Here is a 14,329-nt window from a genome sequence, read left to right as displayed (position 1 = left end):
GGGCAGCCAGGGGGTGCGCCATGGCCGGGACCGCGCGGGACGAGCAGACCACCACCGACCGGGAGCGGCAGCCGACGCTGCACCGGTCGATCGGAGGCACGGTGCTGCTGCTGTTCGTGGTCGGGGACATCCTCGGCGCCGGGATCTACGCGCTGACCGGCACCGTCGCGGGTGAGGTGGGCGGGGCGATCTGGCTGCCGTTCCTCGCCGCGTTCGTGCTCGCCGCCCTCACCGCCACCGCCTACGCCGAGCTGGTGGCGCGCTACCCGCAGGCGGCGGGCGCGGCCCTGTACGCCAACCGCGCGTTCCGCCGGCCGTTCCTCACCTTCCTGGTGGCGTTCGCGGTGATGATGTCCGGCATCACCAGCGCCTCGGCGGCGGCGCGGGCGTTCGGCGGCGACTACCTGGCCGAGCTGCTGCCCTTCGGGGTGCCGACGCTGGTGGCCGCGTGGGTGTTTCTCGGGATCATCACGCTGGTCAACGTGCTGGGCGTCTCCGAGTCGATCCGGGTGAACGTGCTGCTCACGATCATCGAGGCGGGCGGGCTGCTGGTGATCATCGGGATCGGGATCTCCGCGCTCGTCCGCGGCGAGGGCGACCCCGGGCGTGCGCTGGAGCTCGAGACCGCCGGTCCGGCCTGGATGGGCGTGCTCGGCGGCACGGCGCTGGCGTTCTACGCGCTGCTCGGCTTCGAGGACTCGGTCAACCTGGCGGAGGAGGCGCGGCACCCGCGGAGCGACTACCCGCGGGCGCTGTTCGGCGGGCTGGTGGTGGCCGGGGTGATCTACCTGGCGGTGGCGTTCACCGCGACGACGCTGGTCGAGACCGACGTGCTGGCGGGGTCGACCGGACCGCTGCTCGAGGTGGTGCGGGTGGCCGGGCTGGTGTTCCCGCCGTGGCTGTTCGCGCTGATCGCCCTGCTCGCGGTCGCGAACACCGCGCTGATCAACATGATGATGGCCTCGCGGCTGGTGTACGGGATGTCCCGCGAGGGGATCGTGCCGCCGGTGCTCGGCCGGGTGCACGCCCGCCGCCGCACCCCGTACGTGGCGATCGCCTTCACCGTCGTGCTCGCGCTGACCCTGACCGCCACCGGCGACCTGTCCGGGCTGGCGGACACGACCGTGCTGCTCCTGCTGCTGGTGTTCGCGGTGGTGAACGTCGCGGTGCTGGTGCTCCGGTGCCGAAGCGCTGCCGACGCGGGCGGGGACGACGCCCCGGAGCCGGCGCCCGGTGACAGCACCCGATCGTTCCGCGCGCCGACCTGGGCGCCGGTGCTCGGGGCGGTGGTGTCGTTGGTGCTGGCCTCGCCGCTGACCGGCCGCGATCCCGCCGTGTACGCCCGCGCCGGCATCCTGCTCGCGATCGGCGTGCTGCTGTACGCGGTCAACCGGGTGATCGTCTCCCGCGGCGCCACCGACTGAGCCGGGCGTTCACGGGGCACGGGGGCGCGCGGCGGCGTAGCGTCCGGTCATGGCGAAGAAGCACGAGGTCCGGGACGCCCCGAAGCCCGCGAAGCTGCCCAAGGCCGTCTACGAGGCCGAGCTGTTCCGGCTCCAGGCCGAGCTGGTCACGCTCCAGCAGTGGGTGCGCGCCACCGGCGCGCGGGTGGTGGTGATCTTCGAGGGCCGGGACGCCGCCGGCAAGGGCGGCACGATCAAGCGGATCACCGAGTACCTGAGCCCCCGCGTCGCCCGGATCGCCGCCCTGCCCGCACCCACCGAGCGCGAGCGCGGCCAGTGGTACTACCAGCGCTACATCGCGCACCTGCCGGCCGCCGGGGAGATCGTGCTGTTAGACCGCTCCTGGTACAACCGCGCCGGGGTGGAGAAGGTGATGGGCTTCTGCACGCCGCAGGAGCACGCGCGGTTCATGCGGCAGACGCCGATCTTCGAGCAGATGCTGATCGACGACGGGATCCTGCTGCGCAAGTACTGGTTCTCGGTGTCCGACGCCGAGCAGCTCCGTCGGTTCCGGTCCCGCCTGCACGACCCGGTCCGCCAGTGGAAGCTCAGCCCGATGGACCTGGAGTCGATCACCCGCTGGGAGGACTACTCGCGCGCCAAGGACGAGATGCTCGTGCACACCGACACCCCGGCGAGCCCGTGGTTCATCGTGGAGTCGGACAGCAAGAAGCACGCACGGCTGAACATGATGAGCCACCTGCTCTCGACGATCCCCTACACGCACGTGCCGCAGGAGGAGATCCACCTGCCGGACCGTCCGGCGGCGTCCAGCGGCTACACCCGGCCGCCGCGCGAGCTGTCGACCTACGTGCCGGACCACGTGGCGAGCCTGGTCGGCGACCCGGAGGCCGACGCCTGAGCCGAATTCCCGGGACAGCGGTGGACCCCCTCCGGGATGCTCGACGGATGCTGTACCCGAACGAGCAGGCCGTCCTCGACGCCGCGACCGCCCTCGCCGCCACGCTGACCGGCGACCCCGCGCACACCGTCGCCGCCGCCGCGATGGACACCACCGGCCGGATCCACACGGGCGTGAACGTGCACCACTTCACCGGCGGGCCGTGCGCGGAGATCGTCGTGCTGGGCGTCGCCGCCGCCGCGGGGGCCGGGCCGCTGGTCACCGTGGCCGCCACCGGGGACGGGGGCCGGGGCGCGCTGGCCCCGTGCGGCCGGTGCCGGCAGGTGCTGCTCGACCTGCACCCGGACTGCTTCGTCGTGGTGCCGACCCCCGACGGCCCGGACCAGGTGCCGCTGCGCTCGCTGCTGCCGCACGCGTACACGCAGCCCGACGCCGACCCGGAGCGCTTCCTGCGGTTCGCCCCGGCCTACCACGACGCGATCGTGGCGGGCCGCAAGCAGGCGACCACCCGGTTCCAGGACCCGGCGCGACCCGGCCCGACCTGGCTGGTCTTCGAGGACGACGACGGCTACCGCCGGCTGCCCGGCGTGGTCGACGCGATCGAGGACCGCACCCTCGCGACCCTCACCGAGGACGACGCGCGGGCCGAGGGGGCGAACAGCGCCGCGGGGCTGCGTGCGGGGCTGCGCGGGCACTACCCGGGGATCACGGACGACGCGCCGGTGCAGCTGGTGCGGTTCCACGTGAGCGGTGCCGTGCAGGATCGTTGACCTGCACGAACGCGGCGGGTCTGCCTACAGTGACCGGACCCACCCGCACCGACGGCCGGACAGCCGCGCCGTCGCACGACCGAGACGGAGCCACCACCATGGGCCTGTTCGACCGCGCCAAGAAGGCCATCTCCGACGCGACCACCGCCGCCACCGGGGCGCAGCAGGCGCAGGCGCAGGCCGATGCCGCCGTGGCTGCCGCGCAGGCGCAGTCGGGCGCCGCCGGCTACGCCGGTCCCGGCGTCGGGCAGATGACCCCCGCGCAGCAGCAGGCGCTGATGGCCCAGGCGATGGCCCAGCCGACGCCGACCCAGGCCGAGGCGGACTTCCGCAACCACGGGGGCGACGCCGACGCGACTGCCTTCGCCCCGACCGCGAACGGCGTCACCTGGCAGGTGTACGCCGAGGTGATCGCGCAGTCCGCCGCGGTCGGCCACGACCAGGCCCGGCTCGCGCAGATCGCCGCCGAGCGCGGGGTCTCCCCCGCCGACTGGACCGCCGCCGCCGAGGAGCTCGCCGCCCGCGCGCAGGCCAACCCCGCCGTGGGCCGCGAGATGGGCCGGATCGTGCGCGAGGGCCGGGCCTGAGTCGTGGGCGTCCTGCGTGACCTCGGTGCCCTGCTCCGGCACGCCCGCTCGGCGCCCCGGCCGTCGCTGGCCGAGGGGCTGAGCACCGCGGCGACCGGGATGCAGGACACCCTCGCGCTGCAGGACGCGCTGCGCACCGGCACGGTCGGTCCGGGCACCGGTGTGCTCGGCCGCGCCGTGGTCGAGCAGGTCGGCGCGGCACCGCTCGGCCCGGGACCCGCGGGCGGGACGTCGATGCGGCTGCGGCTCGAGGTGCCCGGCACGAGCCCCACCACGGTGGCGCACGTCGAGCAGGTGCCCGCCGATCTGCGGCCGTGGCTCGCCGTCGGCAGCGTGCTCCCGCTGTGGGCGCTGCGTGCGATGCCGCAGCGGTTCACCATCGACTGGGACGGGGCGCGCGCCGCCGGGCTCAACCCGCGCTGAGCACCGGGATCCCTGCCGCCGGCTCCGTCACCGGCTCCGGCGGCAGGGACAGCAGCAGGTGCCGGGTGACCACATCGGCCAGGTGCAGCCGGACGCCGGCGGCGCGGTCGATCAGCGGCAGGCGGCTGGTCGCCAGGCGCACCCGGATCCCGCGCAGCCCGCACGCGCGCAGCAGCACCGGCGCCGGACCCACCAGCGCGTCCGGCCGGGCAGCCCGCAGCACGCGACGTCGCGCGCGGCGCGGATCGACCACCAGCACCTCGGCGCCGATCCGCCGGCACGCCGCCTCGACCGCGGTGCGCGCGGGTCCGCCGGGCTGCGCGAGCACCACCCGGTCGCCGGCACGGAGCCCCGCGGCGTGCAGGCCGGAGGCGATCTGGAGCACCCGGCGCGCCAGCAGCCGCTCACTGACCGGGGCGTGACGCGGGCGGCGGTCGGTGGTGGGCACGGCTGTCTCCGGGGTCGGCGGCGAGGCTGGTCGCGCCCGGCGGGACGGCCCGAGGGGACACGTCGACGCCGTCCCGCCGAACGCGCGCTCCCAGCATCCCGGCGGGCGGGCGGCGGGCGCGTCGTCCTGCGGGCGCGGGCGCGCTACCGCGTCGGCGGTACCCGCGACGCGCTTCGCGAACCCGCGCCAGCCCTGCGCCGCCAGCGCGCCGGCCGCCTCCCAGCCGCCCTCACGTTCGGCGTCCACGAACGCCAGCAGACCGGCCACGCAGGCGTCCTTGTCCCCGAACGCGTCGGCGGCGTCGGCGCGCAGCAGGCGCCCCGCGTCGAAGGTGATCCGGTCCAGCCGGTCGGCGAAGCACGGCTCGACGCTGAGCGGCCGGGCGCGACCGCGCCACCGCGTCGGCGGGCCCGGTCTTCGGGTCGCGCGATCCGGGGGACGGGGTGACCGTGGAGCCATGAGCCTCACCGCACTGGTCCTGGTCGGCACCCTCACCCCGTCCCCCGCGCGGTCGAGCAGCGAGCTGCTCGGCCGCCAGGTGCTCGACGCCCTGGGCGAGCACGGCGTCACCGGCGAGGTGGTGCGCCTGGTGGATCACGACATCCGCCCCGGCGTGGCGGTGGACATGGGGGCGGGCGACGCCTGGCCGGCGATCCGCCGCCAGATGCTGGCCGCGGACATCCTGGTGCTGGCGACGCCGATCTGGATGGGCCAGCCGTCCTCGGTGACCAAGCGCGCGCTGGAGCGGCTGGACGCCGAGCTGTCCGAGACGGACGAGCAGGGGCGGATGCTCACCGCCGGCAAGGTGGCGGTGGTCGCGGTCGTCGGCAACGAGGACGGCGCGCACCACACCAGCGCCGAGCTGTTCCAGGCGCTGGACGACGTCGGCTTCACCATCCCCGCCGCCGGGGTGACCTACTGGGTCGGCGAGGCGATGGGGTCCACCGACTACCAGGACCTGGACGCGACGCCGGAGGCGACTGCGGGCACCACCGCCACCGTCGCCCGGCACGCCGCGCACCTGGCCGCGCTGCTCCGCGACCATCCCTACCCGGCCGGCTGACCCGCCGGCGGCCCCTCAGCCCGCGACGCGCTCCGCGAACCCGCGCCAGCCCTGCGCCGCCAGCGCGCCGGCCGCCTCCCAGCCGCCCTCGTGCTCGGCGTCCACGAACGCCAGCAGCCCGGCCACGCAGGCGTACTTGTCCCAGAACGCGTCGGCGGCGTCGGCGCGCAGCAGGGCGTCGCGCTGCGCGGGGCGCTCCGTGAGCGCGCGGGCGGTGCGCAGCTCACCGACGGCGGCCTCCCACCGCTCGGCGCGCGCGGGGGACGCGGGATCGACCACGGGGTGCTCCCGCATCGCCAGGTAGTGCGCGATCCCCTCGTCGAAGGTGATCCGGTCCAGTCGGTCGGCGAAGCACGGCTCGGCGCTGAGCGGCCAGCGCGCACCGACCACCACGTGCGCGACCTCGTGGTCGAGCATCTGCCGGGCGGCGTCCAGCGCCTCGGTGGCGTCGCCGTAGGTGCCGATCCGGGCCAGGTCCAGCACGATCACCGGTCTGCCGTCCGGGTCGGTGCGCACCCCGGCGTCGTAGGGCGCGGGCCAGCCGGCGACCAGCGCCACCCGGGCGTCGGCCACCTCTGCGGTCCAGTCGCCGAACAGCGCGGTCCACGCCTCGGGGTGCGCGGGGGCGAAGGGCGCGGTCAGCCCGACCAGGGCGTCCCGCAGCGCGGCGATCGTCAGGTGCTCCGCGCGGGACGGCACCTGCGGAGCGACCGGCTCGGCGTCGTCACCCGCCGCCACCCCCAGCAGCCAGTGGTCGGGCAGGTCGCCCGTCGCGAGCAGGTGGTCCACGGCCGCTGTGTCGACATGCATCGGTCCATCCTGGCGCACGCGGCGGGGCGATCGGGCGGATCCGGGGAAAACCGCCTGACCTGCACCCGCACCGGTCCGTAGGCTCCCGGCGTGCCCGCAGCCGTCGTCGTCACCGGTCCCGAGCGGGTGGACCGCGCTGTCGTCCGCACCGTCCTCGACGCGCTGCCCGCCTGGTTCGGCCGGCCCGAGGCGACCGCCGAGTACGCGGAGTCCGCCGAGCGGCTGCCGACGTACCGGGCGATGGACGCCGCCGGGACGACCATCGGCGTGCTGGTCCTCGCGCGCCACTTCCCGGAGTCGGCGGAGGTGCACCTGATGGCGGTGCTGCCCGACCGGCACCGGCAGGGCGTCGGGCGGGCGCTGCTGGACCGCGCGGAGCAGGACCTGCGGGCCGAGGGCACGGCGCTGCTCCAGGTGAAGACCCTCGGGCCCTCCGACCCCGACGCGGGCTACCGGCTGACCCGCGGGTTCTACCGCTCCGCGGGCTTCCTGCCGCTGGAGGAGACCACCGACCTGTGGCCGGGCACGGCCTGCCTGCTGATGGTGAAGCCGCTGCGATGATCGATGGTGGGGCCAGCACCACCCCCGATCGACCGGGAGCCGCCACTGCGCCCGCCCGCACCCGCTGACCAGACTGGACGCATGACCTCGACGACCGCACCGGTGGACGACACCAGCACCGGATCCCCCGGGTTCTTCCGCGCCCTGGCGCTCGACTCCGCGTACCTGCTGACCGGCATGCCGGTGGCTCTGGCCTCCTTCACGGTGCTGCTGTCCGGGCTCTCGCTGTCCGCGAGCCTGCTGCTGCTGGTGGTCGGCCTGCCGCTGACCGTGATCACGCTGGAGGCCGCCGGGTGGTTCGCCGCGCTGGAACGTCGGCGCCTGGCGCTCGCCGGTCGGCCGGTCGGCACCGTCGCGTACCGGCCGTCCCACCACGACGGGCTCCGGCGCTACCTGGACCACCTGCGCGACCCGGTGCGCTGGGCCGAGGCCGCCCACGGGCTGCTGACCTTCCCCGTGACCGTGCTGACCTGGTCGGTGGCGCTGACCTGGTGGGTCGGCACGGCGGTGGGCCTGACCTCGTGGCTGTGGCTGCCCCTGCTGCCGGACTCGGTGGAGGTGAACGGCGGGTTCTTCGGCCTGGAGAACGTCCTGCCGCGCGGGGTGCTCAACCTGATCGTCGGGATCGTGTTCGCCGCGACGCTGGTGCCGGTGCTGCGTGCCTGCACCGCCCTGCACACGGCGCTCGCCCAGGCGCTGCTGTCCCCGGACGCCGCGCTGCTGCGCCGGCAGGTGGACGAGCTCGCCCGCAGCCGCAGCCAGGCCGCCCGGGCGGAGGCGCAGTCGCTGCGCCGGCTGGAGCGCGACCTGCACGACGGCCCGCAGCAGCGGCTGATCCGGCTCGGCATGGACCTGTCGACGGCCGAGCGGCGGCTGGCGGCGGCCGACGTCGACCAGGCGCGCGCGGTGATCGCGGAGGCCCGGCGCCAGACCGAGGACACCCTCGCGGAGCTGCGCGCGCTGAGCCGCGGGATCGCCCCGCCGGTGCTGGCCGATCGGGGACTTGTGGCCGCGCTGGTGTCCGTGGCGGCGGGATCACCCGTCCCGGCGACCCTGCGCACCGACCTGCCGGAGAGCGTGCGCTTCGAGCCGGCGGTGGAGAACGCCGCGTACTTCGTCGCCTGCGAGGCGCTCGCCAACGCCGCCAAGCACGCCGGCGCCTCCCAGGTGGACCTGGTGCTGGTGCTGGACGAGGGGGTGCTCGACCTGATGGTGTCCGACGACGGCCGGGGCGGCGCCCAGGTGGTGCCGGGGCACGGGCTGGCCGGCCTGCGGGACCGTGCGGCGGGGGTCGGCGGCGTGGTCGAGGTCCTCGGCGGGCCCGGTCACGGCACCATGGTCCGGGTGAGGATCCCGTGCGCGTCGTCCTAGCCGAGGACTCGGTGCTGCTCCGCGAAGGTCTGGTCCGTCTCCTCACGGAGGCGGGCCACTCCGTCGTCGCCGCCGTCGGCACCGCGCCCGACCTGGTGGACGCGGTGCGCGAGCACGCCCCGGAGGTCGCGGTGGTGGACGTCCGGATGCCGCCCGACCACACCGACGACGGCCTGCGTGCCGCGGTGGCGCTGCGCCGCGAGCAGCCGGGGCTGGGCGTGCTGGTGCTCTCGCAGTATGTCGAGGAGACCTACGCCCGCGACCTGCTGGCCGACGGGCGCGGCGGTGTCGGCTACCTGCTCAAGGACCGGGTGCAGGATCTCGACGCGCTGGCCGCGACCCTGGACCGGGTGCGCGACGGGGAGACCGCCCTGGACCCGCAGGTGGTGGCCCAGCTGCTGGTGCGCCGCTCCGCGACCTCGCCGCTGGACGCGCTGACGCCCCGCGAGCGGGAGGTGCTGGGGCAGATCGCCGAGGGCCGCACCAACTCGGCCATCGCGGACCGGATGGTGGTGACGCTCGGCGCGGTGGAGAAGCACGTGTCGAGCATCTTCGCCAAGCTCGGGCTGGCCGCCTCGGACGCGGACCACCGCCGGGTGCTGGCCGTGCTGGCCTGGCTGCGCGGGTAGCGCGTGCGCTGGACCGCAGCCGCCCGCACGACGACGGGCCCGCCGCGGTGTCGCACCGCAGCGGGCCCGTCGTGGCCGACCGGGACTCTCAGGCGTCCCGGCGCTTCATCGCCAGCGCGGCGAGCGCGTAGAGCACCACGCCCCACAGCACCAGCACGCCGTAGCCCTCCCACGCGGTGAGCGTCGCGTCCGGCGACCCGACCGAGATGATCTGCTGCCCCGCCGACTGCGGCAGGTACGGCGCGATCGTGGTGAAGAACTTCCACGGCACGGACGACAGCAGCGGCTCGATCACCAGCAGCAGGCCGAGCACGGCCGCGATCCCACCGGCGGTGTGCCGCAGCAGCGCACCGATCGCATAGGCCAGCAGCGCGATCCCCACCATGTAGAGCGGGGTGCCGAGCAGGATCCGCTGGTTGGTGGCGTCACCCAGGTCCAGGCGGTAGGTCTCGCCGAGCACCGGGTAGGTGACCAGCCAGCTGAGCACGGCGGCGATCACGCCGATGGCGAAGGAGACCGCCAGGATCACGAGGCCCTTGGCGTGCAGCGCGGGCAGCCGGCGGGGCGCCGAGGTGAGCGTGCTGCGGATCATGCCGGTGGAGTACTCGCCGGTCAGCGTGAGCACCGCCAGCACGCACACCGCGAGCTGGGAGAACTGGATGCCCATCACCAGGTAGTCGGCGGTGAAGTCGCCCGGACCGTCGGGACCGGTGCTCTGGGTGCCGAAGTAGGCGATCAGCCAGGCGAAGCCGGTCTGCGCGAGGATCGCGATCGGGACGACCCACCAGGTGGAGCGGACGGTCCAGAGCTTGATCCACTCCGAGCGGACCAGGCGGGGGAAGGTGACCCGGATGTCGCCGGCCGTGGCCCGGGGCCGTGTGGTCGCGGGGGTGGCGGTGGTGGTGCTCATCGGGTGGCCTCCGTGCCCGTGGTGGTGCTCGAGTGGTACTCGACCGCGTCCGCGGTCAACGACATGTACGCGTCCTCCAACGAGGCCGCCACCGGGCTCAGCTCGTGCAGCACCACACCGTTCGCCGCCGCGAGCTCACCGATCCGCGCAGCGTCCGCGCCGGCGACCTGCACCAGCCCCGCCTCCAACGACGTCACCGTGACCTCCGGGCCCGCCAGCAGCTCCACCAGGCGGGACACCTGCGGGGACCGCACCCGCACCGACGACCCCGACGCCTGCGCCACGATGTCCGCCACCGGGGCGTCCGCGATGATCCGCCCCCGCCCGATCACCAGGATGTGATCCGCGGTCAACGCCATCTCACTCATCAGGTGCGAGGAGAGGAACACCGTGCGGCCCTCACCGGCCAGGTGCTTGACCAGGTTGCGCACCCACAGCACACCCTCCGGGTCCAGACCGTTGACCGGCTCGTCCAGGATCAACGTCGCCGGATCCCCCAACAGAGCCGCCGCGATCCCCAACCGCTGACCCATCCCCAACGAGAAGCCACCCACCCGCTTCTTGGCGACCTGCTGCAACCCCGTCATCTCGATCACCTCCGAGACACGCTTGGGCCCGATGCCATGCGTGGCCGCCACCGCCCGCAGGTGGTTCGCGGCCGAACGACCCGAGTGCACCGCCTTGGCGTCCAACAGGGCACCGACCTGCGTCAACGGCGAGCGGTGCTCCGCATACGGCTTCCCGTTCACCGTCACCCGACCCGCGGTGGGCCGGTCCAGACCCATGATCATCCGCATCGTCGTCGACTTGCCCGCACCGTTCGGCCCCAGAAACCCCGTGACCTTCCCCGGCGCCACCGTGAAGCTGATGCCCTGCACAGCAGTCTTGCTGCCATACCTCTTCGTCAGGCCCTGAGCCTCGATCATGACGTCCCCTCCGTGTGTCTTCGACCGTCCACGAACCTACGGACGGCGGGTGGGGCGCCGGAACCGTCCAGGGTCGTGACCTGCGGGGGCGTCTGCTCCGTCGCGCGGCGGAGGGCGGTCGCCCGGAAGGATGACCTTCCAGCGCCAGGCCACGGCACTCCACTCACCAAGAACAGCGAGTGAGGGCTCTAGGTCGCTGTTCTTGTGAGGCACGAGGTGCTGCTGGTCGAGCGGTTCGATCGCGTGCCGACGCCCCACGGGCCCCGACCCCCGCTTCACGCCGGTCGCGAGCCAGGCGATCGGCATCACGCGGGACGGACGCCGGGCCAGCCAGCTCCGCCTGTGCCTGGAGGCGGCCGGCGGCTTCCTGCTGCGTCCCGACGAGGCCCGGGCGGCGTGGCAGCGGCACCCGCGACGCCGGCCGCAGGCATGCTCGACCTGCTGCCGCACCGCACGGCTCCCGACGACGAGAGGTCCCCGATGCACGTCCCGCTCCACGACCGCCTGCACACCTTCGCCCCCGGTGAGGGGCGCGAACCGGCCCGGGCGACCGGCCACCGCACGACGGCGGCGCGGGTGCCGCTGGACGGGGCGTGGCGGTTCCGGCTGGTGCCGGACGTGGCCTCGGTGACACCCGACCTGGCGGACCCCGGGCTGGACGACAGCGGCTGGGACCGGATCGCGGTGCCGTCGTCGTGGCAGATCGCCGGGCTGCGCGACGACAGCGGTGCGCTGCTGCCGCGCGGCCAGGCGCGGTACGGGACGCCGGCGTACACGAACGTGCGCTACCCGTTCCCGGTGGACCCGCCGTTCGTGCCGGACGCGAACCCCACCGGCGAGTACCGGACCACCTTCGACGCGCCGGACGCCGACGCGCCCGGCCGCTGGCTGGTGCGGTTCGAGGGCGTGGACTCGCTGTTCACGGTGTGGCTGAACGGGCAGGAGCTCGGCTGGGGCACCGGCAGCCGGCTGCCGACAGAGCACGACGTGACCGCGCACCTGCGGCCCGGGCGCAACGTGCTGGCGGTGCGGGTGCACCAGTGGTCGGCGGCCTCCTACCTGGAGGACCAGGACATGTGGTGGGTGTCCGGCATCTTCCGCTCGGTGTCGCTGGTGCACCGGCCGACGGGCGGGATCGACGACCTGTTCGTGCACGCCGGCTACGACCACCGCACCGGCGCGGGCACGCTGCGGGTGGACGCCCCGGCCGCGGCGACCGTGCGCGTGCCGGCGCTCGGGATCGAGGGCCGCGTCGGCGAGGAGATCACGATCCCCGGCGTCGAGCCGTGGTCCGCCGAGACCCCGCGGCTGTACGAGGTCGAGGTGGCGACGCCCGCCGAGACCGTCACCGTCCGCGCCGGGTTCCGCACGGTGGCCGTGGCGGACGGACGGCTGCTGGTGAACGGCGCCCCGATCCGGCTGCGCGGCGTCAACCGGCACGAGTGGCACCCGGACACCGGTCGCACGCTGGACGAGGCGACCATGCTGCGGGACGTCGAGCTGATGAAGCAGCACCACGTGAACGCGGTGCGCACCAGCCACTACCCGCCGGACCCCCGGTTCCTCGACCTGTGCGACGAGCACGGCCTGTGGGTGATCGACGAGTGCGACCTGGAGACGCACGGGTTCTGGGAGGTCGGCTGGGACCGCAACCCCTCGGACGACCCGCGCTGGCGGGACGCGATGCTGGACCGGATGACCCGCACCGTCGAGCGGGACAAGAACCACCCCAGCGTGATCATCTGGTCGCTGGGCAACGAGTCCGGCACCGGGCAGAACCTCGGCGCGATGGCCGCATGGACCCACGGGCGGGACCCGGAGCGCCTGGTGCACTACGAGGGCGACTTCGACAGCCCGGACGTCGACCTCTACAGCCGCATGTACGCCGGCCCGGACGAGGTGCGGCGGATCGGCACCGGCACCGAGGCGGTCACCGGCCGCGCCGAGCACGACGCGCACCGCCGCTCGCTGCCGTTCATCCAGTGCGAGTACGCGCACGCGATGGGCAACGGGCCGGGCGGGCTGGCCGAGTACGAGGCGCTGTTCGACGCGCACCCGCGGCTGGCCGGCGGCTTCGTCTGGGAGTGGCTGGACCACGGCATCCGGCAGCTCGACGCCGACGGGCGGGAGCTCTACGCCTACGGCGGCGACTTCGGGGAGGTGCTGCACGACGGCACGTTCATCGCCGACGGCCTGGTGCTGCCGGACCGCACGCCCTCGCCGGGGCTGGTGGAGTACGCCGCGGTGATCACCCCGGTCCGGCTGACCGTCGAGGCGGACGCGCTGCTGGTGGAGAACCGGCACGACGTGCTGGACCTGGCCGACGTCGAGGTGCTGTGGCGCGTGGAGGTCGCGGGCGAGGCGATCGACGGCGGCACGATCGACCTGCCGTCCGTGCCGGCGCGCGGCAGCGTCCGGGTGCCGCTGCCGATCATCGACGACCCGGCCCCGGACGCGTGGCTGACCGTCACCGCCCGCACCCGCACCGCGAGCGCGACCGTGCCCGCCGGGCACGTGCTCCACACCGCGCAGCGTCGGCTGACGGCTGCGGCCCTGTGGGTGGCGGGCACGCCGACCCCGGTCCGCCCGGACGGCCCCGGCACCGGCTGGCACGTCGGCGAGGCGTCCTTCGACCGGCGCGGGTCGCTGCGCGCGGTCGGCGACGTCGCGATCGAGGATCTCGGGATCGACCTGTGGCGCGCCCCCACCGACAACGACCTCGACCCGGAGCGCGGGCAGGCCGGGGCCTGGCGTGCCGCGGGGTTCGACCGGGTGCAGCACCGGGTGGGGTCCGTCGAGGTCGTCGGCGACACCCTGGTGGTGACCGGGGTGTCGATGCCCGCCGCGGTGGACGCCGGCTTCCGCACCCGGGCGGAGTGGTCCTGGGCCGACGGGGCGCTGCACCTGCGCTTCACCGCCGAGCCCGTCGGACGGTTCCGTGCCGGTGCCGGATCGGGCGGATCGGCCGGCGGTCCCGGTGAGCCGTCCGGCGTGACGATCCCCCGGCTCGGCCTGCGGCTGCGCACCGACCTGCGCCCGGACGCCGACGTCGAGTGGCTCGGCGCCGGGCCGGGCGAGGCCTATGCCGACTCCCACGCGGGGGTGGTGCACGGGCGGCACCGGTCCACGGTGCCGGCGATGCAGACGCCGTACGTGCACCCGCAGGAGAACGGCCGCCGCGCCGACGTGACCTGGGTGCAGGTCGGCGACGCCGACCGTGGTCTGCGGGTCGAGGGCGCCGAGCCGTTCGGCGCCACCGTGCGCCCGTGGTCCGCCGACGCGCTGACCGCCGCCGCGCACCCGACCGACCTGGTCGTCGAGGACGGCACCTGGCTGCACCTGGACCGTGGGCAGTACGGGCTGGGCAGCGCGGCGTGCGGGCCGGACGCCTTCGAGCCCTACCGGCTGACGCCGCGCCCGTTCGGCTTCACGCTGCGGTTCGTCCCCACCGCGGAGGCCTGAGCGCCCGGGGGGTGCGGGTGGATCGATCCGCCCGCACCCCCGCG

General features: G+C 74.9%; 14 protein-coding genes. 10 read left to right on the top strand and 4 right to left on the bottom strand.

Going from position 1 to position 14,329, the window contains the following annotated elements; genetic code table 11:
- Positions 1 to 20 precede the first annotated feature (20 nt).
- The 5 genes from ACZ5HG_RS01365 to ACZ5HG_RS01345 all read left to right on the top strand — a co-directional run bounded on the left by ACZ5HG_RS01365 (position 21) and on the right by ACZ5HG_RS01345 (position 4,105).
- Positions 21 to 1,424, top strand: a complete 1,404-nt coding sequence (locus ACZ5HG_RS01365; RefSeq protein ID WP_464179924.1) for an APC family permease — start codon at positions 21 to 23, stop codon at positions 1,422 to 1,424.
- Positions 1,425 to 1,473: 49 nt separating this feature from the next.
- Positions 1,474 to 2,325, top strand: a complete 852-nt coding sequence (ppk2, locus tag ACZ5HG_RS01360; protein ID WP_464179922.1) for a polyphosphate kinase 2 — start codon at positions 1,474 to 1,476, stop codon at positions 2,323 to 2,325.
- 47 nt (positions 2,326 to 2,372) lie between these two features.
- The gene (locus tag ACZ5HG_RS01355; RefSeq protein WP_464179920.1) at positions 2,373 to 3,095 is read left to right on the top strand and encodes an ASCH domain-containing protein; all 723 of its coding nucleotides are present in this window, start codon (positions 2,373 to 2,375) and stop codon (positions 3,093 to 3,095) included.
- Positions 3,096 to 3,193: 98 nt separating this feature from the next.
- On the top strand, positions 3,194 to 3,682 hold the full coding sequence (locus ACZ5HG_RS01350) for a hypothetical protein (RefSeq protein WP_464179918.1): 489 nt from the start codon (positions 3,194 to 3,196) through the stop codon (positions 3,680 to 3,682).
- 3 nt (positions 3,683 to 3,685) lie between these two features.
- Positions 3,686 to 4,105 carry a hypothetical protein gene (locus tag ACZ5HG_RS01345; protein ID WP_464179916.1) on the top strand — a complete coding sequence of 140 codons (420 nt, stop codon included), beginning with the start codon at positions 3,686 to 3,688 and terminating at the stop codon, positions 4,103 to 4,105.
- Here the strand turns inward: ACZ5HG_RS01345 and ACZ5HG_RS01340 are convergent.
- Positions 4,092 to 5,012 (bottom strand): AMP-binding protein, encoded by a 921-nt coding sequence (locus ACZ5HG_RS01340; RefSeq protein ID WP_464179914.1) that lies wholly within the window; start codon positions 5,010 to 5,012, stop codon positions 4,092 to 4,094. The genes ACZ5HG_RS01345 and ACZ5HG_RS01340 overlap by 14 nt on opposite strands.
- Between ACZ5HG_RS01340 and ACZ5HG_RS01335 the strand changes: the two genes are divergently transcribed.
- The gene (locus tag ACZ5HG_RS01335; protein ID WP_464179912.1) at positions 5,011 to 5,616 is read left to right on the top strand and encodes a flavodoxin family protein; all 606 of its coding nucleotides are present in this window, start codon (positions 5,011 to 5,013) and stop codon (positions 5,614 to 5,616) included. The genes ACZ5HG_RS01340 and ACZ5HG_RS01335 overlap by 2 nt on opposite strands.
- A 15-nt stretch (positions 5,617 to 5,631) precedes the next feature.
- Here ACZ5HG_RS01335 and ACZ5HG_RS01330 read toward each other — a convergent pair whose 3' ends face one another.
- Positions 5,632 to 6,426 carry a hypothetical protein gene (locus ACZ5HG_RS01330; protein ID WP_464179910.1) on the bottom strand — a complete coding sequence of 265 codons (795 nt, stop codon included), beginning with the start codon at positions 6,424 to 6,426 and terminating at the stop codon, positions 5,632 to 5,634.
- A gap of 90 nt (positions 6,427 to 6,516) precedes the next feature.
- Here ACZ5HG_RS01330 and ACZ5HG_RS01325 point away from each other — a divergent pair, with 90 nt between their 5' ends.
- The 3 genes from ACZ5HG_RS01325 (at position 6,517) to ACZ5HG_RS01315 (ending at position 8,987) form a co-directional block, all read left to right on the top strand.
- A complete protein-coding gene (locus ACZ5HG_RS01325) occupies positions 6,517 to 6,987 on the top strand; it encodes a GNAT family N-acetyltransferase (RefSeq protein WP_464179908.1) in 471 nt (156 codons plus the stop codon).
- 81 nt (positions 6,988 to 7,068) lie between these two features.
- Positions 7,069 to 8,358 carry a sensor histidine kinase gene (locus ACZ5HG_RS01320; protein WP_464179906.1) on the top strand — a complete coding sequence of 430 codons (1,290 nt, stop codon included), beginning with the start codon at positions 7,069 to 7,071 and terminating at the stop codon, positions 8,356 to 8,358.
- On the top strand, positions 8,343 to 8,987 hold the full coding sequence (locus ACZ5HG_RS01315) for a response regulator (protein WP_464179904.1): 645 nt from the start codon (positions 8,343 to 8,345) through the stop codon (positions 8,985 to 8,987). Before ACZ5HG_RS01320 ends, ACZ5HG_RS01315 begins: the two co-directional genes overlap by 16 nt.
- Positions 8,988 to 9,075: 88 nt before the next feature.
- On the opposite strand, the gene ACZ5HG_RS01310 is transcribed toward ACZ5HG_RS01315, so the two are convergent.
- Both ACZ5HG_RS01310 and ACZ5HG_RS01305 read right to left on the bottom strand, forming a co-directional pair.
- Positions 9,076 to 9,897: an ABC-2 transporter permease gene (locus ACZ5HG_RS01310; protein ID WP_464179902.1), complete on the bottom strand. Its 822-nt coding sequence runs from the start codon at positions 9,895 to 9,897 to the stop codon at positions 9,076 to 9,078.
- Positions 9,894 to 10,823: an ABC transporter ATP-binding protein gene (locus tag ACZ5HG_RS01305; RefSeq protein ID WP_464179900.1), complete on the bottom strand. Its 930-nt coding sequence runs from the start codon at positions 10,821 to 10,823 to the stop codon at positions 9,894 to 9,896. Before ACZ5HG_RS01305 ends, ACZ5HG_RS01310 begins: the two co-directional genes overlap by 4 nt.
- A 480-nt stretch (positions 10,824 to 11,303) precedes the next feature.
- Between ACZ5HG_RS01305 and ACZ5HG_RS01300 the strand changes: the two genes are divergently transcribed.
- Positions 11,304 to 14,285 (top strand): glycoside hydrolase family 2 TIM barrel-domain containing protein, encoded by a 2,982-nt coding sequence (locus tag ACZ5HG_RS01300; RefSeq protein ID WP_464179898.1) that lies wholly within the window; start codon positions 11,304 to 11,306, stop codon positions 14,283 to 14,285.
- Positions 14,286 to 14,329 lie beyond the last annotated feature (44 nt).

It is taken from the genome of Cellulomonas sp. GTC20042, from assembly GCF_055389595.1.
The sequence above is the reverse complement of the archived record's forward strand: the minus strand, read 5'-3'. Positions and strand labels throughout refer to the sequence as shown.

Bases quoted from the DNA above. Each gene is read 5' to 3' on its own strand.
- ACZ5HG_RS01365 (WP_464179924.1), top strand. From the start codon at position 21: ATGGCCGGGACCGCGCGGGACGAGCAGACCACCACCGACCGGGAGCGG.
- ppk2 (WP_464179922.1), top strand. From the start codon at position 1,474: ATGGCGAAGAAGCACGAGGTCCGGGACGCCCCGAAGCCCGCGAAGCTG.
- ACZ5HG_RS01355 (WP_464179920.1), top strand. From the start codon at position 2,373: ATGCTGTACCCGAACGAGCAGGCCGTCCTCGACGCCGCGACCGCCCTC.
- ACZ5HG_RS01350 (WP_464179918.1), top strand. From the start codon at position 3,194: ATGGGCCTGTTCGACCGCGCCAAGAAGGCCATCTCCGACGCGACCACC.
- ACZ5HG_RS01335 (WP_464179912.1), top strand. From the start codon at position 5,011: ATGAGCCTCACCGCACTGGTCCTGGTCGGCACCCTCACCCCGTCCCCC.
- ACZ5HG_RS01340 (WP_464179914.1), bottom strand. From the start codon at position 5,012: ATGGCTCCACGGTCACCCCGTCCCCCGGATCGCGCGACCCGAAGACCG.
- ACZ5HG_RS01330 (WP_464179910.1), bottom strand. From the start codon at position 6,426: ATGCATGTCGACACAGCGGCCGTGGACCACCTGCTCGCGACGGGCGAC.
- ACZ5HG_RS01320 (WP_464179906.1), top strand. From the start codon at position 7,069: ATGACCTCGACGACCGCACCGGTGGACGACACCAGCACCGGATCCCCC.
- ACZ5HG_RS01310 (WP_464179902.1), bottom strand. From the start codon at position 9,897: ATGAGCACCACCACCGCCACCCCCGCGACCACACGGCCCCGGGCCACG.
- ACZ5HG_RS01305 (WP_464179900.1), bottom strand. From the start codon at position 10,823: ATGATCGAGGCTCAGGGCCTGACGAAGAGGTATGGCAGCAAGACTGCT.
- ACZ5HG_RS01300 (WP_464179898.1), top strand. From the start codon at position 11,304: ATGCACGTCCCGCTCCACGACCGCCTGCACACCTTCGCCCCCGGTGAG.